This window comes from Bradyrhizobium sp. TM233 (genome assembly GCF_036247965.1).
Lineage (GTDB): Bacteria > Pseudomonadota > Alphaproteobacteria > Rhizobiales > Xanthobacteraceae > Bradyrhizobium > Bradyrhizobium ottawaense.
The window spans coordinates 25,749-47,991 of record NZ_BTIG01000025.1; the positions used below are offsets into that span (position 1 = coordinate 25,749).

The window sequence follows — 22,243 nt, forward strand, 5'->3', positions numbered from 1 at the left end:
TTTATTCCGCTGCCGCGCGCTCGCTGGCGCGCAGGGCCAAGAAACGTTCGGCTTCGAGCGCCGCCATGCAGCCGAGGCCGGCGGCCGTGACGGCCTGGCGATAGGTCTCGTCGGCGACGTCGCCGGCGGCGAATAGGCCGGGCACCGATGTGGCGGTCGAGTTCGGGGCGACCTCGACATAGCCCGACGGTTTGAGCTTGATCTGGTCTTTCACGAGCTCGGTCGCCGGCGCGTGGCCGATGGCGATGAAGACACCGTCGGTCTTCACGTCCGTCAGTGCGCCGGTCTTGACGTTCTTCAGGCGCACATGGGTGACCTTGTTCGGGTTCTCGGTGCCGCAGATCTCGTCGACGGCGCAGTCCCAGATCACCCTGATCTTCGGGTGCTTGAACAGACGCTCCTGCAGGATGCGCTCGGCGCGGAAGTGGTCGCGGCGATGCACGATGGTGACCTGCGAGGCGTGGTTGGTGAGGTACAGGGCTTCCTCGACCGCGGTGTTGCCGCCGCCGACCACCACGACCTCCTTGCTGCGGTAGAAGAAGCCGTCGCAGGTCGCGCAGGCCGATACGCCGCCGCCCTGGAACTTCACTTCGGACGGCAACCCGAGCCAGCGCGCTTGCGCGCCGGTGGCGAGGATCACGGCGTCGGCGAGATAGACGTCGCCAGAGTCGCAGGTGAGGCGGAACGGCCGCTGCGAGCTGTCGAGCTTGATCACCAGGTCGGAGATGATCCTGGTGCCGACATGGACCGCCTGCTTCTCCATCTGCTCCATCAGCCAGGGGCCCTGGATCACGTCGGCGAAGCCCGGATAGTTCTCGACGTCGGTGGTGATGGTGAGCTGGCCGCCCGGCTGGATGCCCTGGATCAGGATCGGCTCGAGCATCGCGCGCGCGGCGTAGATCGCCGCCGTGTAGCCGGCGGGGCCGGAGCCGATGATGACGACCTTTGCATGGACAGGGGCGGACATATTGACGGACGCCTTTCACGGGGGATTCGCAGCGCGGGCGCGGAACGTGCCGGGAGGCCTCGCGGAGGCGCTGAAATATCAGAGCTAATCTAAGCGTTCTGGTGAGCTATGCAAGAATTGCATTGCCTGTCGGCGGATTTTTCCAACAAGGAACAAAAGTCGATTGCGGTGCACGCGCAATAAAATTGCGCTACTCGTGCGGACTGGGCTATGAGGATTGCGGCAAACCCACCAATACAGCCGCAAAGGCCAGGAGTTCCAATCAAGTGTCGCGGAACCTAGACGAGATCGACCTGAAAATTCTCTCCGAGATTCAGGCCGACGGTCGAATCACGAATGTCGAGCTGGCCAAGCGGGTCGGCATCTCGCCGCCGCCCTGCCTGCGCCGCGTCCGGGCGCTGGAGGAGGAGGGCTACATCCACGGCTATCGCGGCCTGTTAGATGCCCGCAAGCTCGGCTTCGACGTCACCGTGTTCGCCGCCGTGCACCTGTCCAGCCAGGCCGAGGCGGATTTGCGCGCCTTCGAGGAGTTCGTCCGCGCCGAGCCCTTGGTGCGCGAATGCTGGATGCTGTCCGGCGAGGTCGATTTCATCCTCAAATGCGTCGCCCCCGACATGGCGACCTTCCAGGATTTCGTCACCCACCTGACCGCCGCGCCCCACGTGCGCAATGTGCGGACATCGCTGGTGCTGCATAATTCGAAGTATGAGGCGGCGGTGCCGCTGGACGTGAAGGGGAGGCGGTAGCGCGCCAGTCTCGTGCCCCGGACGCTGCGCAGCGCCCCCGGCGATGCGAAGCATCGTCCGGTGCGGTGCGCTGCAGAGCCGGGGCCCATCTCACCTCGCCTTCCCGTGTCGCCTTCTGGGTCCCGGCTCTGCGCAGCAGCGTAAGAACGCTGCAGCGCGTCCGGGAGACGAGAGTGAAGGGTGTTGCTGCTACAAGCTCCGCTCGCAATGACGCGGGGTGAGAGAGCGTGCCCCACCCACACAAGCAACACGCCGAAACGAAAAGGCCGCGCATCGCGCGGCCTTTTGAAAACGTCTCAGCTCAGCGGCAAATTCTTACCGCCACTCCACCTTGGTAATTTCATACGCCTTGGCGCCGCCGGGTGCGTTGACCTCGACGGTCGAGCCCTTCTTCTTGCCGATCAGCGCGCGCGCGAGCGGCGAGGTGATGGAGATGCGGCCCTTCTTGGCGTCGGCCTCGACCTCGCCGACGATCTGCCACACCGTCTTCTTCTCGGTGTCCTCGTCGACCAGGGTCACGGTGGCGCCGAACTTGATCGTGTCGCCGGACAGTTTGGAGATGTCGATAATGTCGGCGCGCGCGAGCTTGTCCTCGAGCTCGGCGATGCGGCCTTCATTGTGGGACTGCTCTTCCTTCGCGGCATGATATTCCGCGTTCTCCGACAGGTCTCCGTGCGAGCGCGCCTCCGCGATGTGCTCGATGATGCGCGGACGGTCCTCGGACTGGCGCTTCTTCAATTCTTCCCCGAGCGCGGCAAAGCCGCCCGCTGTCATCGGAACCTTTTCCATCTCTTCTCTCGTCCTTCGGCTCCGCGTCCCCACAACAGCGGGCGCGGCAACCTTGATTCGTCGGTATTCCCGGCCCTGAACACGCGGCCACCGGAACGTTATGTGGGCTGGCGCCGGAACAGAACAACCACCATGGCCGGACAGTTCCTCCGGCCATTGTGGCTTCATTGCCAATCACTTAACGGATGGCTTAACCCTTAAGGCTCGGCCTTCCGCTCGCGATCAGGTTTCCGAAAAGTAGCTCTGCAGGGTACGAACCTCAAGGTCCCCGCCGAGATAGGCGCGGATGCCCTGCGCGGCCGCCACGGCCCCGGAAAGAGTGGTGTAATACGGCACTTTATGCAAGAGGGCCGCGCGCCGCAGCGAACGGCTGTCGGCGAGCGCCTGCGGGCCTTCGGTGGTGTTGAAGACGAGCTGGACGTCGCCATTGGTGATGGCGTCGACGATGTGCGGCCGGCCCTCCAGCACCTTGTTCACCTTCTCGGTCGGGATGCCCTGGTCGGTCAGGAAGCGCTGGGTGCCCGAGGTCGCCAGCACCTTGAAGCCGAGCGAATGCAGTTCGCGGACCGCCTCGGCGATGCGCGTCTTGTCGCTCTCGCGCACCGAGACGAACACCGTGCCCTTGCGCGGTACTCGCGTGCCGCCGCCGAGCTGGCTCTTGGCGAAGGCGACCTCGAAATTGCGGTCGATGCCCATGACCTCGCCGGTCGAGCGCATCTCGGGCCCGAGCACCGTGTCGACGCCGGGGAAGCGCGCGAACGGGAATACCGATTCCTTGACGCCGACGTGCTTGAGCTTTGCCTTCTTCAGCTTGAAATCGGCGAGCTTCTCGCCGGCCATGATGCGCGCGGCGATCTTCGCGACCGGCGTTCCGACCACCTTGGCGACGAAGGGCACGGTGCGCGAGGCGCGCGGATTGACCTCGAGCACGTAGATCTCGCCGTCCTTGATGGCGTATTGCACGTTCATCAGACCGACGACGTCGAGGCCGAGCGCGAGCTCGCGGGTCTGCCGCTCCAGTTCCTCGATCATCTCGGGCTCGAGCGAATGCGCCGGCAGCGAGCAGGCGCTGTCGCCGGAATGGATGCCGGCTTCCTCGATGTGCTCCATGATGCCGACGATGAAGGTGTCCTTGCCGTCGCAGAGGCAGTCGACGTCGATCTCGGTGGCGTCCGAGAGATAACGGTCGAACAGCAGCGGGTTCTTGCCGAGCACGGTGTTGATCTGCCCGGTCTTGTCGTTCGGATAGCGCGCCTTGACGTCGGCCGGCACCAGCTCCGGCAGCGTGCCGAGCAGATAGTCGTTGAGCTGGTTCTCCTCGCGGATGATCTGCATCGCGCGGCCGCCGAGCACGTAGGACGGGCGCACCACCAGCGGCAGGCCGAGATCGGCAGAGACGAGCCTTGCCTGCTCGACCGAATAGGCGATGCCGTTCTTCGGCTGCTTGAGACGGAGCTTGTCGAGCACGCGCTTGAAGCGGTCGCGGTCCTCGGCGAGATCGATCGCGTCCGGCGAGGTGCCGAGGATCGGCACTTCGGCGGCCTCCAGCGCGCGCGCGAGCTTCAGCGGGGTCTGGCCGCCGAACTGCACGATCACGCCGTGCAGCGTGCCGTTGGTGCGCTCCTTCGCGATGATCTCCAGCACGTCCTCGGCGGTGAGCGGCTCGAAATAGAGCCGGTCGGCGGTGTCGTAGTCGGTCGACACTGTCTCGGGGTTGCAGTTGACCATGATGGATTCGTAGCCGGCATCGTGCAGCGCGAAGCAGGCGTGACAGCAGCAATAGTCGAACTCGATGCCCTGGCCGATGCGGTTCGGTCCGCCGCCGAGAATGATGACCTTCTTCTTGTCCGACGGCGCGCTCTCGTCTGCCGGCGCACCCGCGAACGGTGACTCATAGGTCGAATACATGTAGGCGGTCGGCGAGGCGAATTCGGCCGCGCAGGTGTCGATGCGCTTGTAGACCGGGCGAACGTCGAGCGCGTGGCGCTTCGCGGTGACCTCGGCCTCCGTCGTCTCGGCGAGCACCGCGAGTCGCGCATCGGAGAAGCCCATGGCCTTGAGCGTGCGCATGCCGAAGGCATTGCCCGGCAGGCCATTCTTGCGGACCTTCTCCTCCATGTCGACGATGCCGCGCATCTCGCTGAGGAACCACGGGTCGATCTTGCAGGAGTTGAAGATCTCTTCGTTTGACCAGCCGAGCCGCATCGCCTGGGCGACCTGCAGCAGCCGGTTCGGCGTCGGCGTGCCGAGTGCGGCGCGGATCGCATTCTTGTCGTCGTCGCGGCCGAGCCCTTCGATCTCGATTTCGTCGAGGCCGGTCAGTCCGGTCTCGAGCCCGCGCAGCGCCTTCTGGAGGCTTTCCTGGAAGGTGCGGCCGATCGCCATGACCTCGCCGACCGACTTCATCGACGTGGTCAGCGTGGTGGAGGCGCCGGGGAATTTCTCGAAGGCGAAGCGCGGCACCTTGGTGACGACGTAGTCGATGGTCGGCTCGAACGAGGCCGGCGTGGCGCCGCCGGTGATGTCGTTGGCGATCTCGTCGAGCGTGTAGCCGACCGCGAGTTTTGCCGCGACCTTCGCGATCGGAAAGCCGGTGGCCTTCGAAGCCAGAGCGGAGGAGCGCGACACGCGCGGGTTCATCTCGATGACGACCATGCGGCCGTCCTCGGGATTGACGCCGAACTGCACGTTGGAGCCGCCGGTCTCGACGCCGATCTCGCGCAGCACCGCCAGCGAGGCGTCGCGCATGATCTGGTATTCCTTGTCGGTCAGCGTCAGGGCCGGCGCCACCGTGATGGAATCGCCGGTGTGCACGCCCATCGGATCGAGGTTCTCGATCGAGCAGACGATGATGCAATTGTCCTTCTTGTCGCGCACCACCTCCATCTCGTACTCTTTCCAGCCGAGCACGGATTCTTCGATCAGCACTTCGTTGGTGGGAGACGCGTCTAAGCCGCGCTCGATGATGTCGAGGAACTCTTCCTTGTTGTAGGCGATGCCGCCGCCGGTGCCGCCCATGGTGAAGGAGGGGCGGATGATCGCGGGCAGGCCGATCTCGGACAGCGCCATCATGGCCTGTCCGAGCGCATATTCCTGGTAGCGCTTGCGGCGGTCGCTTTCGCCCAGCGTCCACTGCCGATCGTGTTCTTCGAGGGCCGCGCCCGAGAGCTTTTCGCGTTCAGCCTGACGCTTATCCCGGAAGGACTTCTTCAGGGCGGAGGCGTTGGCGAGCCGCGACTTCGGCGTCTCAAGCCCGATCTTGGTCATGGCCTCGCGGAACAGCTGGCGGTCCTCGGCCTTGTCGATCGCGTCCGCGGTGGCGCCGATCATCTCGACGTCAAACTTGTCGAGCGTGCCTTGCAGGCGCAGCGACAGCGCGCAGTTCAGCGCGGTCTGGCCGCCCATGGTCGGCAGCAGCGCGAAGCCGCCGGGAATGACGTGACGTTCCTTTTCTATGATCTTCGCAACAATTTCGGGCGTGATCGGCTCGATATAGGTCGCATCGGCCAATTCCGGGTCGGTCATGATCGTGGCCGGGTTGGAATTGACGAGGACGATGCGATAGCCCTCTTCCTTCAGCGTCTTCACCGCCTGGGTGCCCGAATAGTCGAACTCGCAGGCCTGGCCGATCACGATGGGACCGGCGCCGATGATAAGGATGGTGGTGATGTCTGTACGTTTGGGCATCAACTCTCGCCGGACTGGAATTTGGGCACAAAAAAAGGGCGCGCTCCTGCGCGTCCCTTTGGCCGAGAGCGCGGTGGTCTCCCTCGCGCGCGGGTGGGTCTTAGACCAGATTCCAGGGCGGCGAAACCCCGAAAAACGCCCATCAACCGGCAATTTTGACGGGTTTTGGCCGGGCCTGCCAGCCACGGGCGAGATGCACCAGAAGGGAGGCCGCAACGCTCGATCCGCCGATCCAGCCGAGGTCGTTCGGCGAGAGGGTCGCCAGCACCGCCCCGCCCAGTGCCCCGCCGATGGCGAAGCCGAGATACATGGCGGAGGCGTTGAGCGAGAGCGCGATCATCGAGGCCTGCGGCTCGATCCGGATGATGCTGGCGACCTGGGCCGGGTAGAATGCCCAGCCAGAGATGCCCCAGAGGAAGATCGTGCCCAGCACCGCATAGTGCGCCTGGCCCGGCATCAGCTTCAGGACCACCGAGTGCAGGATCAGCGCAACTGCCATGCCGGCGAGCCCGAGGCCCACGGTGGCGAGCGTGCCGAGCCGGTCGGCAAGTAAGCCGCCGAACATGTTGCCGATCGCCGCTGCGCCGCCAAACACCAGCAACGCAAGGCTGATTTGCGAAGCATCGAAGCCGAGGCCGCGGAGCGGAACCGCGAAATAGGTGAACACGGTGAAGCCGCCGAGCGCCCATAGGATCGTGATCACAAGCGCGACCAGGACATTGCCGTGACGCGCCACCGCCAACCGTTCGCCGAGCGAGGCGGTGTTGCGCGGCAGGCCGCGGGGCAGGCCGAGCAGAAGGCCGGCGAGCGCGACGGCGCCGATCAGGGCGACCATGGCAAAGGTCGCGCGCCAGCCGAAGAGGCTGCCGACGAGGTTGCCGAGGGGAACGCCAATCACGGTCGCGACCGTCAGGCCCGACGTGACCAGAGCCACCGCTCGGCCGCGCCGTTCGGGCGAGGCGACCGCCACGGACACCGCGAGCGCCGTCGGCATGCAAAGTCCGGAGCCCAGCGCCATCAGCATCCGCGAGGCCAGCAGCAGGGCGTAACTGGAAGCCACCATCGCGGCGAGATTTCCGGCGATGAAGGTCGCGAGCGCCAGGGCCAGCACGGTCCGGCGATCGATATTGTTCAGCGCGACGGCCAGGATCGGCGAGCCCACGGCGTAGGTGAGGGCGTAGGCAGTGACCAATTGGCCGGCGGCGGAGACCGAAATCTGCAAATCGGCGGCGATGCCGGGCAAAAGTCCCGCGATGACAAAGCCTTCGGTGCCGATCGCAAAGGCCGCCAGGGCCAGCCAGAACACGCTCATTGGACGATATCCCTATGTTCAATGTTTATTGAACTATTGGATGTGAGGGGCTGTAAGTCAATTGGTTCAAGAACTATTGAACATTGCGGCCGCTTCGCTATGATTTCCGGATCATGAGCCGCACTCCTCTTCACCCGACCCGCGAGCAGATCGAATTGCCGATGGTGCTGGATTGCCTGAGTGATCCGATCCGGCTCGCCATTGTCTACCAGCTTGCGCTGCAGGAGCGTGTCAGCAGCGAGCTCTGCTGCGGCGACTTCAACGGGCTCGCGGGCAAGTCCAACCTCGCCTATCACTTTGCCAAGCTGCGCGAATGCGGCCTGATGCAGACGCGCGTGGCCGGCACCAACCGCTTCATGCGGCTGCGCCGCGAGGATCTGGACGCGCGTTTTCCCGGCCTGCTCGATGCGGTGATCAAGTCCGCAAGCAAGGATGCGGAGCGGCTTCAGCTGCTGCCGGAGGGTGAAGTGGTGGAGGCAGGTTGAGGTTTGCGCGGGCAGTCCGTCTACGCGCTTCGCTTCAGCTACGCCGGACACGCTTTGCCCCTTCGGGTCAAGCGTGGCTGCGCCACGCGTAGCCCCGAAGGGGCGAAGCGTGGAGACCCGGCCTGGATTTGAACCAGGATGTAGAGCGTTGCACCGCCCTCGCGTAGACGCTTCCGCCACCGGGCCACGGCGATCATGACCGATCGGGGTGCGACAAGCCACCTCAGCTAACTGTTATGCTTAACGAACCAGCGGCGGTCGCGCGATGAAGGTCATGCGCCAGCGATTGTGGCCGATATTGCTGTGGGCGCGCTGGACCGCGAACCCGGCCGCTCTGAGCTTGGCGGTGATGTCCTCCTCGCTGTAGCGCTGCAGCCCGATGCGCGTGCGCAGATGACGGTAATCGGACAGCGCGGTGCTGATCAGCCCGACCAGCGCGTCTTTCAGGAAACCGTGGCGCAGGCCGAAGCCGAGCAGCGCCATGACGTCCCTGACCATGCCGACATTGGGCTGGAGGATGTCCCCCAGCACCAGCTTGCCGGAGGGCTTCAGGATACGACGGATGGTGAGGAGCGCGGCGTCGAGCTCGTCCGGCGCCATGTATTGCGCGACCGAGTTCATCACGACGAGGTCGATCGACTGGTCCTGCATCTTGCGGACATCGTCGAGCGAGCGGACGCGGATCCTGGTGTTCGGGGCAAACCGCGCGATCAGCCGGCCGCGCACGCCCGGCGCAGGCTCGGCGAGGATCAGCTTGCCGCAAGCCGATGCCACCTGGCTCGCCGACAGCGCCTCGCCGCAGGCATAATCCAGCACCGTGGCGTCCGGCGAGGAGATGTAGCCGATGATGTCCCGCGCGATGATCTGGAAGTGCAAGTCGCGATGCAGCTTGCTGACATAGATCGTGTGCGTCGAGTCGTAATAATCGATCCAATCGTCCATGGTATTCGAAGGTCCCGGCCAAACGGTTCCTATCACGGAACCGGTGCTGCCCGCCTTGCGTTAGGGGTGCGACGGCGCGCCGTCAATGTCCGCGTCCTAACAGGAAGGCTTCCCGTGAGCAAAACCAACAACAAGGTCTCGCCCGATCTCGATACCCCCACCGACCTGTCGCCCGACGGGGTCAAGAAGGTCTCGGAGGCGCTCAACGTACTTCTGGCCGACGCCTTCGCGCTGTATCTGAAGACCAAGAATTTTCACTGGCACGTCAGCGGCCGCCACTTCCGCGACTATCATCTGCTGCTCGACGAGCAGTCCGACCAGATCTTCGCCACCACCGACCAGCTCGCCGAGCGCGTCCGCAAGATCGGCGGCACCACGCTGAAGTCGATCGGCCAGGTCGCAAAGCTCCAGACCATCAAGGACAACAACGAGGACTACGTCCCGCCGCGCGAGATGCTGCGCGAACTGATGCAGGACAACAAGCACGTCGCGGCCGCGATGCGCAAAGCGCACGACGTCTGTGACGACGCCGGCGATGTCGCGAGCGCCAGCATCCTCGAAGTCTTCATCGACGAGACCGAGCGCCGCACCTGGTTCCTGTTCGAAGCCACGCGGCAGGAGGGTGGCAACGAGGCGTAGGGCACGGTGCCGTAGGGTGGGTTAGCCGCAGGCGTAACCCACCTCTTCTGTTTCAGCGGAGACAGACGTGGTGGATTACGCTTCGCTAATCCACCCTACGCACCTTCGCCTTTGTCTACCCCCACAACCGCATCAACGCCCCATCCTTGCCCGTCACGGGATCAGCCGGCGGCAGCGCGACTTGTGGAATCGTCTTCAGCGCCTTGGCGTGGTTGTCCGGCGTTGCGCGCGTGATCTCCATCTTCGCGCCGGGCGGATAGGCCCCGATCACGCAGAAATCACGGCTCGCCTTGATGCATTGATGCCCGGTACCCGCCGGCAGAATCGCGACATCACCCGCCTTGATCTCAAGCTCCTGGCCGTGGTCGCCGCCGAAGCGGACGCGGGCACTGCCACGCGCCACGCCGAGCACCTCATGCACCGTCGCGTGATAGTGCAGATAGTCGTAGACGCCGTTGCGCCACGTGCCGCCCCAGCCGTTCGCTTCGAACAGGCTCTCGATGGTCTCCTCGGGTCGCTCGGGATCGAGCTTCACCGCACCCTGGTAGACCAGGAAGGGGCGGATGTTGTTCGGCACGAGCCCGTCATCCCTAAACACGATGGCGAGCGGCTCGGCCTTGTCGCGGACGACGGACATGATGGGACTCCGGCTGCAAACGACAGCGGGACAACATTCTATCGTGTGGGGGTGTTCCTCAGAGGTCCAGTGTCCCGGACGCGCTGCAGCGTGTAACGCTGCGCAGAGCCGGGACGCAGAGAGCCGGGAGTCATAGGCCCCGGTTCAGCAGCGCATCACGCCGCAAAGAGCGGCGCGCTGCACTGCGCCCGGGGCACGAGAGCGCGTCTTACGCGCTCTTCTTTTGCCGCATCAGATCCGCGAAACGCTGGAACAGATAGTGCGAGTCGCGCGGGCCGGGCGAGGCCTCGGGGTGATACTGCACCGAGAACACCGGCTTGCCGTCGAGCTGGATGCCGCAATTGGACCCATCAAACAAGGAAATGTGGGTCTGCGTCGCGCCCTTCGGCAGCGTCGCCTCGTCCACGGCAAAACCGTGGTTCATCGAGGTGATCTCGACCTTGCCGGTGGTCTCGTCCTTGACGGGGTGGTTGGCGCCGTGATGGCCCTGATGCATCTTCTTCGTCTTGGCACCGACGGCGAGGCCGAGCATCTGGTGGCCAAGGCAAATGCCGAAGGTCGGCGTGCCCGATTTGATCACGTCCTGGATCACAGGCACGGCATATTTGCCGGTCGCGGCCGGATCGCCCGGACCGTTCGACAGGAACACGCCGTCCGGCTTCATTGCCAAAATGTCTTCGGACGAGGTCGTCGCCGGCACCACCGTCACCTTGCAGCCGACGCCGGCGAGCAGGCGCAAAATGTTGCGCTTGATGCCGTAGTCGATGGCGACGACGTTGAACTCAGCCTTGTCCTGGCGGCCAAAGCCCTTGTCCCATAGCCACGGCGTCTCGTCCCAAGTGAAGCGCTGGCCCGAGGTGACCATCGGCACGAGGTCCATGCCCTCGAGGCCCGGCCATTCGCGCGCCTCTTCCTTCAACCCATGCAGGTCGAACTCGCCGTTCCTGGCGTGCGCGATCACGGCGTTGGGCATGCCCTTGCTGCGGATCAGCGCGGTCAGGGCGCGGGTGTCGATGCCGGACAGGCCGATGATGCCGCGGGCCTTGAGCCAGGCGTCGAGATGCTTGGTGGCGCGGTAGTTCGAGGGATCGGTGATCGCGGTGCGCAGGATCACGCCGCGGGCGCCGGGTGTGGCGGCCATGTTCACCGTCTCGATGTCTTCCTCGTTGGTACCGACATTGCCGATATGCGGGAAGGTGAAGGTGATGAGCTGGCCGGCATAGGAGGGATCGGTAAGGATCTCCTCATAGCCGGTCATCGCGGTGTTGAAGCAGACTTCACCGACGGCGTGGCCTTCGGCGCCGAGACCAAAGCCTTCGAGCACCGTGCCGTCGGCAAGCACGAGGAGCGCGGTCGGTTTATGGTCCGGCCAAGCAGGATCGTTGTCATGTTGTGTCATGAGCGCGTTTCATAAGCCTGCCGGACGCCCCCGTCAAAGCGCAGTTGCGCCGATTCACATGCGTTTTTGCATATTTGACAGCCCGTCTCGGGCTCTTAAGCTTGGCTGCACAATTTCCGGCAAATTCCTGGGCTCGCGAGGCAATAATGGACCAGACCACCCCGATCCTGTTGGTTCCGGGGCTGGCCTCCTCGGCCCGGATCTATGCTCCGGTCATCCCGGCGCTGTGGCGCTTCGGCCCGGTCATGGTTGCCAACCATATCCGCGACGACAGCATGGCTGCGATTGCCGCCCGCGTGCTGAGCGAGGCCCCGCCGCGCTTCGCGCTGGCCGGCCATTCCATGGGCGGCTACGTCGCGTTCGAGATCATGCGCCAGGCGCCCGAGCGGGTGGTCAAGCTCGCGTTGATCAACACCCAGGCGCGTCCCGATACGCCGGAGGCGACCGTGCGCCGCCGCGGCCTGATGGAGCGCGCCAGGCGCGGCGAGCTCCGCGCAATCCGGGAGGAGAGTTTTCCGGAGCTCGTGCATCCGTCGCGGCGCGATGATGCCGAGATTCTCAAGCTGGTGTATGCGCAGGACGAGGATGTCGGTGTCGCGGGCTATCTGCGGCAGCAGACCGCGATCATCGCACGGGTGGATTCGCGCCCGACGCTTGCAGCCATCAAATGCCCGACGCTGGTGTTGACGGGCGATGCCGACAACACCATCCCGAACGCTCTCTCCAGGGAGATGGCCGAGGGCATCGCCGGCGCAAGGCTCAAAGTCCTCGATCGCTGCGGGCACTTGCCGCAAGCCGAGCAGCCGGAAGCGACAGTGCGCGCGCTGACCGAATGGCTCGGAACCGAGGTTGTCTAGGACCCGCGAACGGCCTAGATCAGGCGTCATATCTTTCGAAGGGATCACGATCATGCTGCGCGACGACATCAACAATGCGGTCAAGGAGGCCATGAAGGCCAAGGACGAGCGCAAGCTGTCCACGCTGCGCATGGTCAACTCGACCATCAAGAACGCCGACATCGATGCGCGCGGGCAGGGCAAGCCGCCGTTGTCGGACGCCGACCTGCTCGGCGTCTTTCAGAAGATGATCAAGCAGCGGCAGGAATCGGTCGAGCTCTACGAAAAGGGCGGCCGCGCCGAGCTCGCGGCCCAGGAGCGCGAGGAGATCGGGGTGATCTCGGCGTACTTGCCGAAGCAGATGGCCGACGACGAGGTGAAGAAGGCGATCGCAGACGCGATCACTGAAACCGGTGCCGCCGGCATGAAGGACATGGGCAAGGTGATCGCCGTGCTGCGGGCCAAGTACGCCGGACAGATGGATTTCGGCAAAGCCAGCGGTTTGGTGAAGGCGGCGCTGTCGGGCTAGGCCGTCATTCCGGGGCGACGCGAAGCGTCGAGCCCGGAATCCATCAGGCCGCCAGCTCTGTTGCTCAATGGATTCCGGGTTCGTGCTTCGCACGCCCCGGAATGACAAAAAGAAACTGGGAGGCACGATGACCGCCATCAAACCGTTTCGCATCGCCATCAGCGACGACATCCTCACGGACCTCAAATCGCGTCTCACCCGCACGCGCTGGCCGGAGGCGGAGCTGGTTGACGACTGGAGCCAAGGCGCACCGCTGAAGTGGATTCAGGAGGTCTGCACCTATTGGGCCGATGGCTACGACTGGCGGGCGCGCGAGGCAAAGCTCAACCGCTTCGAGCAATTCACCACCGAGATCGACGGGCTCGACATTCATTTTCTGCATGTGCGCTCGAAAGAAGCAAACGCACTGCCGCTGATCATCACCCATGGCTGGCCGGGCTCGATCGTCGAATTCCAGAAGGTGATCGCGCCGCTGGTCGATCCCGCCGCCCATGGCGGCAATCCCGCCGATGCGTTTCATGTCGTCTGTCCCTCGCTGCCGGGCTTCGGCTTCTCGGCCAAGCCCAAGGTCACCGGCTGGGGCGTCGACCGCATCGCCGCGACCTGGGCGAAGCTGATGGACCGGCTCGGCTATGCGCGTTACGGCGCGCAAGGCGGCGACTGGGGCTCGGCGGTGACGACCTCGCTCGGCGCGCAAGATGCCGAGCACTGCGCCGGCATCCACATCACGCTCGCCTTCAACGCGGCGCCGAGGGTCGAGGGTGAACCGACGGCGGAGGAGAAGCGGGCGCTCGCCGGCCTCAAGCACTATGTCGATCTCGACTCCGGCTACTCCAAGCAGCAATCGACGCGCCCGCAGACGCTCGGCTATGGCCTCACGGATTCGCCGAGCGGGCAGGCGGCCTGGATTCTGGAGAAATTCTGGGCCTGGACCGATTGCAACGGGCACCCTGAGAACATCTTCAGCAAGGACGAGCTGCTCGACAACGTCATGCTGTACTGGGTGACGGAGACGGCGACCTCCTCGGCGCGGCTTTACTGGGAGAGCTTTGGCAAGCGCCGCACCACGCCTGTCGTCAAGGTGCCGACGGGCGTCGCGGTGTTCCCCAAGGAGATCATCACGCCGGTGCGGCGCTGGATGGAGCCGAACTTCCATGACATCACGCATTGGAGCGAGATGGAGAAGGGCGGCCATTTCGCCGCCTTCGAGCAACCGGAGCTGTTCGTGCGCGATGTCAGGAAGTTCTTTGCGACGTTGCGGTGAAGTGTCCCCTCAAACGTCATGCCCGGGCTTGTCCCGGGCATCCACGGCCTTAGACTAGCAGTGAAGCAAGAAGAACGTGGATGGCCGGGACGAGCGCGGCCATGACACCGAGACTGGAATCGCCGGGCCATGCTGACCGAAGCCGCAACCTACGACGAACTCTATCGCAACTTCCGCTGGGACATCCCGGCGCGCTTTAACATGGCGGAAGCATGCTGCGATCGGCATGCCGACGGCACCGGCCGGCTCGCGCTGATCTATGTCGACGAGAACGGCGCCACCACGCGGACCTCCTTCGACGAGGTCGCGGACATGTCGCGCCGCTTCGCCAACGTGCTGAAGGCGGATGGGCTTTCGCGCGGCGACCGAGTCGCGGTGTTCCTGTCGCAATCGCTGGAGCTGCCGATCGCGCATATGGCGGCGTTCCGCTCGGGCCTGGTCTCGATCCCGCTGTTCGCACTGTTCGGCGAGGACGCGCTGGAATTCCGCCTGTCGAATTCACAGGCGAAGGCAATCATCACCGATGAGGCCGGCTGGGAGAAGCTCACGAAGATCCGCGAGCGGCTGCCCTATTTGCAGGACATCTATATCACGAGCGGCGCAGTCCACGCCGGCGCAAAGCCATTCTGGCCGGCGATCGAAACCGCGTCCGAGGACTTTGCGACCGTCGACACCGCCGCCGACGATCCCGCGCTGATCATCTACACCTCGGGCACGACGGGAAATCCAAAAGGCGCGCTGCATGCGCACCGCGTCGTGCTCGGCCATCTCCCCAACGTCGAGATGTGTCACAACTTCCTGCCGCGCCCCGGCGATCTCATGTGGACACCGGCGGACTGGGCCTGGATCGGCGGCCTCGTCAACGGCCTGCTCGCATTCTGGTATCACGGCATCCCCCTGGTCGGGCATCGCGCGCGAAAGTTCGAGCCGCAAGCGGCGATGCAGATGATGGCCGACCTTGGCGTCCGCAACGTCTTCCTGCCGCCGACCGCGCTCAAGCTGATGCGGCAGGCCGGGGTGAAGCATCCGGGCGTCAAGCTCCGCAGCATCTTCACCGGCGGAGAATCGCTCGGCGGCGAGCTGCTCGGCTGGGTGCGCGAGACTTTTGGTATCGACGCCCATGAGGTGTTCGGCCAGACCGAGTGCAATCTCGTGATCGGCAGCAACTCCAACCTGTTTCCAATCCGCCCCGGCGCGATGGGCAAGGCGACGCCGGGCTTCGACGTCCGCATCGTCGACGACAAGGGAGAGGAGATGCCGCGCGGCCAGCGCGGTATCATCGGCGTGCGCCAGCCATGCCCCGTCACCATGCTCGAATACTGGCGCAATCCGGAGGCGACGGCGAAGAAATATGCCGGCGAATTCCTGCTCACCGGCGATCTCGGCGTGCAGGACGAGGACGGCTATTTCTGGTATGTCAGCCGCGAGGACGACGTCATCACCACCGCCGGCTATCGCGTCGGTCCGTCCGAGATCGAGCATACGCTGATGAAGCACCCGTCGGTGGCGATGGCCGCGGTGGTCGGCATCCCCGATCCGATCCGCACCGAATCGATCAAGGCCTGGATCGTGCTGCGCCCGGGCTTCACCGGCACCGACGCGCTGGCACGCGAGATCCAGGAGTTCGTCAAGGTGCAGCTCGCCGCGCATGAATATCCGCGCTTCGTCGAGTTCGCCGAAACGCTGCCGATGACGGCGACCGGCAAGGTGCTGCGGCGCGAGCTGCGGGCCAAGGGCTGACTTCTTACAAGGGCTGACTTCCGACGATGGCCAAGACGTCTCAAGCCGCGGGGCTTCACCGCGCCTCGCTCGACAAGCTGCACGATCTCGATGCGGCGCTGGAGCTCATGTATTACGGCTGGCGTGGCATGACGCTGGAGGCCGACGAATATCTTGCGAAGCAGGGCCTGTCGCGTCCGCACCATCGCATTCTCTACGTGGTGGCACGCCGGCCCGATATCGCGATCGGCTCGCTGCTCGAGGTCCTCGGCATTTCCAAGCAGGCCTTGAGCCGGCCGCTCAATCTGCTGCTGGAACGCAAGCTCCTGACGTCGAAGCGCTCGCCCGAGCAGCATCGCTCCAAGCTGCTGCGTCTGACGGCCGCCGGGCAGCGCATCGAGCAACGGGCCTCGGACCACGAGCGCAGGGTCTTGCGCGAGGCGTTCGATCGCGTCGGCGCATCTGGGGCGGCGGCATGGATGGCGGTCATGGAGACGATCGCCGACACCAACTGACGACTCTTCAAGTCAATGTAGTTGACATGAGAAGCGGGCTTTGCCACTGTCGTGGCAACGAGCCGGGGAGGGCCCGTGTCATGAGCGGACAGGTTCCATGAGCGCGCATAAAATGGATCGCGCGGCCGCCGAGCGCTTTGTTGCGGCATGGTGCTCGAGCTGGTGCAAGGTCGATATCGACGCGGTCGTGGCGCATTTTGCCGAGAACGCGCAGATGCGCAGCCCTCTGGCGCTGACGCTGACCGGTTCTCCCGTCGTCGCCGGCATCGAGAATATCCGCGCCTATTGGCGGAAAGCCTATGGCCACATCGAAAGCGCGGACCTGAAGATCCTGAGCTGGAGCTGGGATGACACCATCGCGCGACTGACGGTGTGGTGGCAGCTGGGCGACACGCGCGCCAGCGAGTTCATGGATTTTGACGAAACGGGGCGCGTCGTGCGCAGCGAAGCCTTTTACGGAAAATGACCATGCGCCTTTCGGATATCGTCCTGCTCCTCAACGCGCTGTGGTTCGGCGGCGCCTTCATCCAGTTCAGCATTGCGCAAGCCAACACGCTGAAGATCTTGCTGCCGCGGGAAGAGCGCAGCAATCCGATCGCGCCGACCCTGGCGGCCAGCGTTGCGTTCCTGGGCGGAATGAACCTGCCGATCGGGCTGTTGTCGTTCTATCTCCTGGTCGCGCGTCCGCCCTTCTTCCAGCCGGTCGAGGCGCAGCTGGTGCTGTTCCTGTTCTTTGCCGCCTGCCATTTCAGCCAATTCGCCTACAATCTTCCGGTGCTGATGCGCGGAGGCCGCGTCGGCGTGGCTTACTGGCCCGTGCTGAAGGGCCCGATGCTGAGGATCTTCGTCATTGACGCAGGTCTGTTCGCGGCCAATCTCGCAGTGGCGCTTGTGCTCGTGTCCCGATCCTGACTACCGCGATGTCGACGCCAGGGCGGAGCGCAGCATCGCCGCAAGATCCTTTCGCCGGAACGGCTTGGTCAGAATGCGGGCTTCGCCGGCCCCGTCCGGCGTCTTGACGGGAGTCTGGCTGTAGCCCGAGGTGAAGAGCACCTTGAGATCAGGCCGCAGCTCGGTTGCTTGCTTCGCAAGCTCCGGCCCGAACATACCGCCGGGCATCACGACGTCGGTGAACAGCAGCTGGATGTCCCCGGGCTGGCGCAACACCTCCAGCGCTGCGGGCCCGTTCGACGTCGCGACGACCCGGTAGCCCAGCGTTCTGAGCTCGCTCTCGACATAGGCCCGCACCATGTCGTCGTCTTCGACGAGGAGAATGGTTTCGTGTCCCGCTTGTGTGACGGTCGCCTCCGCGGGGCGCAGGTCCTCGCCCGGCGGTGTTGCGAGACGGGGAAAGAACAGCCTGATGACACTGCCTCGTCCCGGTTCGGACTGCATCTGCACAAGGCCGCCGGACTGTCGTGCAAATCCGTAGACCATGCTCAGGCCGAGCCCGGTCCCCTTGCCGACTTCCTTGGTTGTGAAGAACGGCTCGAACGCGCGGCTCGCGACTTCGGAGGTCATGCCGCTGCCGGTATCCGTCACGGCCACCATGACGTAGTCGCCGGGTCGCGGCTCGCCGTTGACGTCGAGGTCGGATTCACCGAGCGAGCTGTTATGGACCTCGACCGTCAGCTTGCCGCCCTCCGGCATCGCATCGCGCGCGTTGAGCACGAGGTTGAGCAGGGCCGTGGTCAGCTGGCCGGGATCGACGCTGGCCGGCCATAAATCCTGTTCGAACGCGAAGCGGCACTCGATGTGCTCGCCCAGCGTCCGACGCAGAAGCTGCTCCATGCCGAGCACCTTCTCGGCGATGTCGATCTCTCTCGGCCGCAGGGGCTGCTTTCGCGCGAAGGCGAGCAGGCTCCGTGTCAGGTCAGAACCGCGCTCGGCGGCGGTCGCGATGTCGCCGGCGATTCGGTGCAATTCCTTGTTTCCCGCCAACTGGTCGGCGAGATGCTCCGAGTTACCGAGAATGACGGTCAAGAGATTGTTGAAATCATGCGCCACGCCGCCGGTGAGCTGGCCCATGGCTTCCATCTTCTGGGATTGGCTGAGCTTCTGGTTGAGATCCGCGATCGCGGCGCGCTGCTGTTCGAGCGATTCGGCGGTGCCGTTGAGCAGGGTCATCAATCCGCCGAGCTCGCCGCCCGGATGGGGCTCCGGGATGCGCGCGCTGAGATCGCCGCGTCCGAGCCTCTTCGCCATGGTGGCGAGCCGCCCGACCTGGCGGCCGATGCTCACGGTCGTGAGGATCCATAAGCCGGCGAGGAGCAGCAGCAAGGCCACCGCGAGAATCGCCATATCCTCGTAAAGCCGGCGGTTCGCCGCCGCGACCAGTCCGTCCTTGGAGCGTCCGACCATGATGGTGAGGCCGGCCTTGCGGATCGAGGGCGAGCGGGCGACGCCCCAGATCTGCGTGCGGCCCCCGCGGTCGGTGACTTCCCGAAATGGCTCGCCATCGGGCGCTGCGGCAAAGCGGAACAGATCGGAGCCCGCAATGGACCCGCCGACGGGCTCGCTCCAGCCGCCGCCCTTGGGGGCGACCAGGACCGTACCCTTGGCGTCGACGAGCAGGATGTCCTTCTCGGCGAGCAGCCGCTTATCGTGAAATTCCGCGAATTTGTTCAGGTTGAAGGACGCGAGCAGCACGAACTTCAGCGCGCCCGCCTCTGATCGCACGGGGTAGGCGATCTGGAGCACCGACAGTCCGGTGAGACGGCCGAACACCGGCTCCACCGCGACGACGCCCTGAAGCCCCTTGACCTGTTTGAAATAGCCGCGGTCGTTCAGGTCGAGCGTGCGGTTGGTCCGCAGCGAGTCACAGAACAGGCTGCCGTCGGGATCGATGGTCAGGATACCCGTGAACTGCGGATATTCTTCGCGGACATCTGACAGAAACGCCGAGCAGGCCGCCTTGTCGCGCGTGTCGAGGTCGCGGGCCCGGGCGAGCCCATAATGAAGCTGGGCGGTGCCCTGGATCTTCTCGTTCAGATCGCTGGCGATGTCGTCGGCGGAGGCGGCCAGATTGGCCAGCGCGGCGTCGATCTCGCTGGCCCGGTTCTGCACAAAGCGCAGCCCGACCAGGATCGCCGGCACGAGCATGGCGGCGATGACGAGGATCAGTAACCGGGTACGCAGGCTCATCGGTGGGGCGGTCCGCTCTCAGGCGTATCTGCTCGGAGGTACAATTTGCGGTACGATCGTCTCCCCAGTCCATAGCCATTGGCGCGAAAATCGCAACAATGGTCAAGGATTTCGCATCGCGAGCATTGTTGCGTCGCCGCTACTCCTCGCGCCGGCCGGCATCAAGTTGCGCCTCCGCACGGCGGCGCTAATATCGCAGCATATGCGCGACGAAAGATCGCGCCGATGTGTGGAGGGAGCTGATGTCCATCTCGGGCAAGGTCGATCCGGTGGTACGCCCCGTCGCGGCGACCGACATCGCCGAGGCGCTGGTCGAGGGTCTGCGTGATTTCCAGGCGTTGCCGTTCTACGGTCTCTGCTTCGGTGCGCTCTACGCCGCCGGGGGGATCGCCATCATGCTGTGCCTCACCGCCTTCGGCATGGTCTATCTCGTCTATCCCCTGGCGGCAGGCTTCGCGCTGATCGGGCCGTTCGTGGCGATCGGGCTCTATGAGGTCAGCCGCCGCCGCGAGCGCGGCGAGCCGGTCTCCTTCGGGGCGATCTGGTCGGCCGTGCGCTCGCGCAGCGAGATCGGCTGGATGGCGTTCGTCACGCTGTTCGTGTTCGTGATCTGGATGTACCAGGTGCGGCTCCTGATCGCGCTGCTGCTCGGCCTGCACGCGTCGTTCTCGAGCCTTCAGGAATTTATGACCGTGGTGCTGACGACCAATGAGGGCCTGCTGTTCCTCGGCATCGGCAATGCGGTTGGTGCCGTGCTGTCGCTGATCCTGTTCTCGCTGACCGTGGTGTCGTTTCCGCTGCTGCTCGACCGCGAGGTCGATTTCGTCACGGCGATGGTGACGAGCGTGCGCGCGGTGGTGACGAGCCCGCTGCCGATGATCACGTGGGCCGCCGTGATCGTGATGCTGCTGATCGTCTCGGCGCTGCCGTACTTTCTCGGGCTGATCGTGACACTGCCCGTGCTCGGTCATGCGACCTGGCACCTTTATCGGCGGCTGGTGGTGCCGGCGGCGTAAGAAGGGAGCCGGGCGCGACGGCGGCGAGCTATTCGCCGGTTGCCAAGCGGCGAACGCCGGATGAGGTCAGTTCGAGTTTGCCGAGCCGCCTGATCGCATAGCCCAGGTTGACCAGGCGTTCGCCGCGTCCTTGCGGAATTTCGTCTTGCGCCTTGCCCTTGCCGACCTCGGCCAGCGACGCGAATTCATCGGCGCTGAGCGCAGCGGTGCTGTCTGTCATCAGGCGACCTCGTCCGTCCATACCTTGAAATTGAGCAGTTTATTCGGACCGAAGGTCTGGGTGATCGGGACGTCTGCGGCGTCGCGTCCCTGTGCGATCAGCACGCGGCCAATCCGCGGCGTGTTGTTGCGCGGATCGAACATGTGCCAGCTCCCACCGATGAAAGCCTCGAACCAGGCCGCGAAATCTCCCGCAGGCCAGGGCTGCGGTGTGCCGATGTCGCTGAGGTAGCCGGTGCAATAACGCGCCGGGATGTTCATGCAACGGCAGAAAGCGACGGCGAGATGGGCGTAGTCGCGGCATACGCCCTTGCCTTCGTCGTAGGCTTCCCGGGCGGTCCTGGTCGCACGCGCGTGCTCATGCCCGAACGTGATGCGGCGATGAACAAAATCGCAGATGGCTTGGACCCGCGCCCAGCCCGGCGGGGTCTGCTCGAACAACTTCCACGCGATATCCGACAGGCGATCGGTCTCGCAGTAGCGACTACCGAGCAGATAGACGAGCGTGTCGGCCGGCAGCGCTTCGACGGCGTGCTGAATCGCGTTTGGAAACGCCGGGTCGGGCAGGCCGCTGTCGCCAACGACGCCATCGCCGGCAAGGCGGAAGGCGCCGGCCGGCGCTACGATGCGGCTGCACCAATTGCCGAAGAGGTCGCGATAGGGATTGATCGCCACCGAGGGGCTGGTGGTCAGCAGGTCGGGCACGATGACATCGGAGGCGCGCGTGAAGTGCGTGCCCAACACCATGATCATGGGCGTCGGCTGCGGGAATTCGTACAGCATCTCGTACCCGACGCGGAGCTTCATACGAAACACTTTCCCTTGGCTAAGCTCTCAACATGGCTACGAAGCGGTCGAACACAAGGCTTCGACCGCCTTATTCGCCCGCGAGCGGCATTTGGCGCTTCAAAAGCGCGGCGCGGGGCGAGAAAACGATAGCTAATTGCAGTGATTGCGCGCACGGTGCGCCAATGTCGGGCAGGCCGGTCGTCTCTGCGCACACAGGCCGCTACGACTCCAAGCGCGCGATTTGAACGGCTCATTTCTGGCGTCGGCGGAACCGATACGTCGTAACGACGACGACCATTGGCGTATTGCCCGTTCCAGCGGCTGGGCCGCGCGCGGCGGGCTCGTGCCGCTCGATGCCGGGAAGATTCCATCGCGGTCGATATGAGATCGAACGCCAACCGAAAGCACCTGATGCAAACGCTCTCCCCACGGCACGTCAAGGCAGACGAAGCGCTCCGGCTCGGCGTGGAGTCGGGCTGGTACGCGATCAAAGTCAGCGGGACCTTTGTCTCGGGGCCGCACGACTCTGAAGGGGAATGCCGTCGCAAGATCGACGAGATTCATCCGCCGCTGGTGAAGAAGAAACGATGAGGGCCCAGGTTCCGGCCG

Annotated in this window: 22 protein-coding genes and 1 tRNA gene; 12 read left to right on the forward strand and 11 right to left on the reverse strand. The window is 64.7% G+C overall.

Annotated features, from left to right (window positions below; all coding sequences use genetic code 11):
• Window position 1: 1 nt before the first annotated feature.
• Complete coding sequence (gene trxB / locus AABA86_RS30535; RefSeq protein WP_338309442.1) at window positions 2-967, reverse strand: thioredoxin-disulfide reductase; 966 nt, start codon at window positions 965-967, stop codon at window positions 2-4.
• A 266-nt stretch (window positions 968-1,233) separates the two neighbouring features.
• On the opposite strand from trxB, the gene AABA86_RS30540 reads away from it, so the two are divergent.
• Complete coding sequence (locus tag AABA86_RS30540) at window positions 1,234-1,713, forward strand: Lrp/AsnC family transcriptional regulator (RefSeq protein ID WP_057741909.1); 480 nt, start codon at window positions 1,234-1,236, stop codon at window positions 1,711-1,713.
• A 315-nt stretch (window positions 1,714-2,028) separates the two neighbouring features.
• On the opposite strand, the gene greA is transcribed toward AABA86_RS30540, so the two are convergent.
• The 3 genes from greA to AABA86_RS30555 all read right to left on the reverse strand — a co-directional run bounded on the left by greA (window position 2,029) and on the right by AABA86_RS30555 (window position 7,501).
• A complete protein-coding gene (gene greA / locus AABA86_RS30545) occupies window positions 2,029-2,502 on the reverse strand; it encodes a transcription elongation factor GreA (protein WP_007596674.1) in 474 nt (157 codons plus the stop codon).
• Window positions 2,503-2,724: 222 nt separating this feature from the next.
• Window positions 2,725-6,189 carry a carbamoyl-phosphate synthase large subunit gene (gene carB / locus AABA86_RS30550; RefSeq protein ID WP_338309443.1) on the reverse strand — a complete coding sequence of 1,155 codons (3,465 nt, stop codon included), beginning with the start codon at window positions 6,187-6,189 and terminating at the stop codon, window positions 2,725-2,727.
• A 142-nt stretch (window positions 6,190-6,331) separates the two neighbouring features.
• On the reverse strand, window positions 6,332-7,501 hold the full coding sequence (locus AABA86_RS30555) for an MFS transporter (protein ID WP_338309444.1): 1,170 nt from the start codon (window positions 7,499-7,501) through the stop codon (window positions 6,332-6,334).
• Between the two features lie 113 nt (window positions 7,502-7,614).
• Between AABA86_RS30555 and AABA86_RS30560 the strand changes: the two genes are divergently transcribed.
• The gene (locus AABA86_RS30560) at window positions 7,615-7,986 is read left to right on the forward strand and encodes an ArsR/SmtB family transcription factor (protein WP_212248334.1); all 372 of its coding nucleotides are present in this window, start codon (window positions 7,615-7,617) and stop codon (window positions 7,984-7,986) included.
• A 110-nt stretch (window positions 7,987-8,096) separates the two neighbouring features.
• Here AABA86_RS30560 and AABA86_RS30565 read toward each other — a convergent pair.
• Both AABA86_RS30565 and AABA86_RS30570 read right to left on the reverse strand, forming a co-directional pair.
• Window positions 8,097-8,172, reverse strand: a tRNA-OTHER gene (locus tag AABA86_RS30565).
• 54 nt (window positions 8,173-8,226) lie between these two features.
• Window positions 8,227-8,928: a class I SAM-dependent methyltransferase gene (locus AABA86_RS30570; RefSeq protein WP_212248333.1), complete on the reverse strand. Its 702-nt coding sequence runs from the start codon at window positions 8,926-8,928 to the stop codon at window positions 8,227-8,229.
• Window positions 8,929-9,042: 114 nt separating this feature from the next.
• Here AABA86_RS30570 and AABA86_RS30575 point away from each other — a divergent pair, with 114 nt between their 5' ends.
• Window positions 9,043-9,567, forward strand: coding sequence for a Dps family protein (locus tag AABA86_RS30575; protein WP_212248332.1), 525 nt, complete (start codon window positions 9,043-9,045; stop codon window positions 9,565-9,567).
• Window positions 9,568-9,682: 115 nt separating this feature from the next.
• Here the strand turns inward: AABA86_RS30575 and AABA86_RS30580 are convergent, their stop codons facing one another.
• A complete protein-coding gene (locus tag AABA86_RS30580) occupies window positions 9,683-10,204 on the reverse strand; it encodes a cupin domain-containing protein (protein ID WP_212248331.1) in 522 nt (173 codons plus the stop codon).
• Between the two features lie 208 nt (window positions 10,205-10,412).
• Window positions 10,413-11,603 carry a glutamine-hydrolyzing carbamoyl-phosphate synthase small subunit gene (gene carA / locus AABA86_RS30585; RefSeq protein WP_212248330.1) on the reverse strand — a complete coding sequence of 397 codons (1,191 nt, stop codon included), beginning with the start codon at window positions 11,601-11,603 and terminating at the stop codon, window positions 10,413-10,415.
• A 146-nt stretch (window positions 11,604-11,749) separates the two neighbouring features.
• On the opposite strand from carA, the gene AABA86_RS30590 reads away from it, so the two are divergent.
• From AABA86_RS30590 to AABA86_RS30620, 7 genes are all read left to right on the forward strand, one after another.
• On the forward strand, window positions 11,750-12,460 hold the full coding sequence (locus AABA86_RS30590) for an alpha/beta fold hydrolase (protein WP_212248329.1): 711 nt from the start codon (window positions 11,750-11,752) through the stop codon (window positions 12,458-12,460).
• Between the two features lie 52 nt (window positions 12,461-12,512).
• Complete coding sequence (locus tag AABA86_RS30595; RefSeq protein ID WP_212248328.1) at window positions 12,513-12,968, forward strand: GatB/YqeY domain-containing protein; 456 nt, start codon at window positions 12,513-12,515, stop codon at window positions 12,966-12,968.
• A gap of 127 nt (window positions 12,969-13,095) precedes the next feature.
• Entirely contained in the window at window positions 13,096-14,232 is a 1,137-nt protein-coding gene (locus AABA86_RS30600) for an epoxide hydrolase family protein (protein WP_338309445.1), read from the forward strand.
• Window positions 14,233-14,361: 129 nt separating this feature from the next.
• Complete coding sequence (locus AABA86_RS30605; RefSeq protein WP_212248326.1) at window positions 14,362-15,972, forward strand: acyl-CoA synthetase; 1,611 nt, start codon at window positions 14,362-14,364, stop codon at window positions 15,970-15,972.
• A 26-nt stretch (window positions 15,973-15,998) separates the two neighbouring features.
• Window positions 15,999-16,466: a MarR family winged helix-turn-helix transcriptional regulator gene (locus AABA86_RS30610; RefSeq protein ID WP_338309446.1), complete on the forward strand. Its 468-nt coding sequence runs from the start codon at window positions 15,999-16,001 to the stop codon at window positions 16,464-16,466.
• A gap of 97 nt (window positions 16,467-16,563) precedes the next feature.
• Window positions 16,564-16,932 carry a YybH family protein gene (locus tag AABA86_RS30615; protein ID WP_338309447.1) on the forward strand — a complete coding sequence of 123 codons (369 nt, stop codon included), beginning with the start codon at window positions 16,564-16,566 and terminating at the stop codon, window positions 16,930-16,932.
• A 2-nt stretch (window positions 16,933-16,934) separates the two neighbouring features.
• Window positions 16,935-17,378 carry a hypothetical protein gene (locus AABA86_RS30620; RefSeq protein ID WP_212248323.1) on the forward strand — a complete coding sequence of 148 codons (444 nt, stop codon included), beginning with the start codon at window positions 16,935-16,937 and terminating at the stop codon, window positions 17,376-17,378.
• On the opposite strand, the gene AABA86_RS30625 is transcribed toward AABA86_RS30620, so the two are convergent.
• Window positions 17,379-19,610 carry an ATP-binding protein gene (locus AABA86_RS30625; RefSeq protein WP_338309448.1) on the reverse strand — a complete coding sequence of 744 codons (2,232 nt, stop codon included), beginning with the start codon at window positions 19,608-19,610 and terminating at the stop codon, window positions 17,379-17,381. It abuts the gene before it with no gap.
• Between the two features lie 242 nt (window positions 19,611-19,852).
• Between AABA86_RS30625 and AABA86_RS30630 the strand changes: the two genes are divergently transcribed.
• Window positions 19,853-20,626: a DUF2189 domain-containing protein gene (locus AABA86_RS30630; protein ID WP_212248321.1), complete on the forward strand. Its 774-nt coding sequence runs from the start codon at window positions 19,853-19,855 to the stop codon at window positions 20,624-20,626.
• A gap of 28 nt (window positions 20,627-20,654) precedes the next feature.
• Here AABA86_RS30630 and AABA86_RS30635 read toward each other — a convergent pair whose 3' ends face one another.
• Together AABA86_RS30635 and AABA86_RS30640 are read right to left on the reverse strand one after the other, a co-directional pair.
• The gene (locus AABA86_RS30635) at window positions 20,655-20,846 is read right to left on the reverse strand and encodes a hypothetical protein (RefSeq protein ID WP_338309449.1); all 192 of its coding nucleotides are present in this window, start codon (window positions 20,844-20,846) and stop codon (window positions 20,655-20,657) included.
• Window positions 20,846-21,652: a transglutaminase-like domain-containing protein gene (locus AABA86_RS30640; protein ID WP_338309450.1), complete on the reverse strand. Its 807-nt coding sequence runs from the start codon at window positions 21,650-21,652 to the stop codon at window positions 20,846-20,848. The genes AABA86_RS30635 and AABA86_RS30640 overlap by 1 nt, the downstream gene beginning before the upstream one ends.
• Window positions 21,653-22,045: 393 nt before the next feature.
• Here AABA86_RS30640 and AABA86_RS30645 point away from each other — a divergent pair, with 393 nt between their 5' ends.
• Window positions 22,046-22,225: a hypothetical protein gene (locus AABA86_RS30645; RefSeq protein ID WP_028140481.1), complete on the forward strand. Its 180-nt coding sequence runs from the start codon at window positions 22,046-22,048 to the stop codon at window positions 22,223-22,225.
• Window positions 22,226-22,243: the final 18 nt, after the last annotated feature.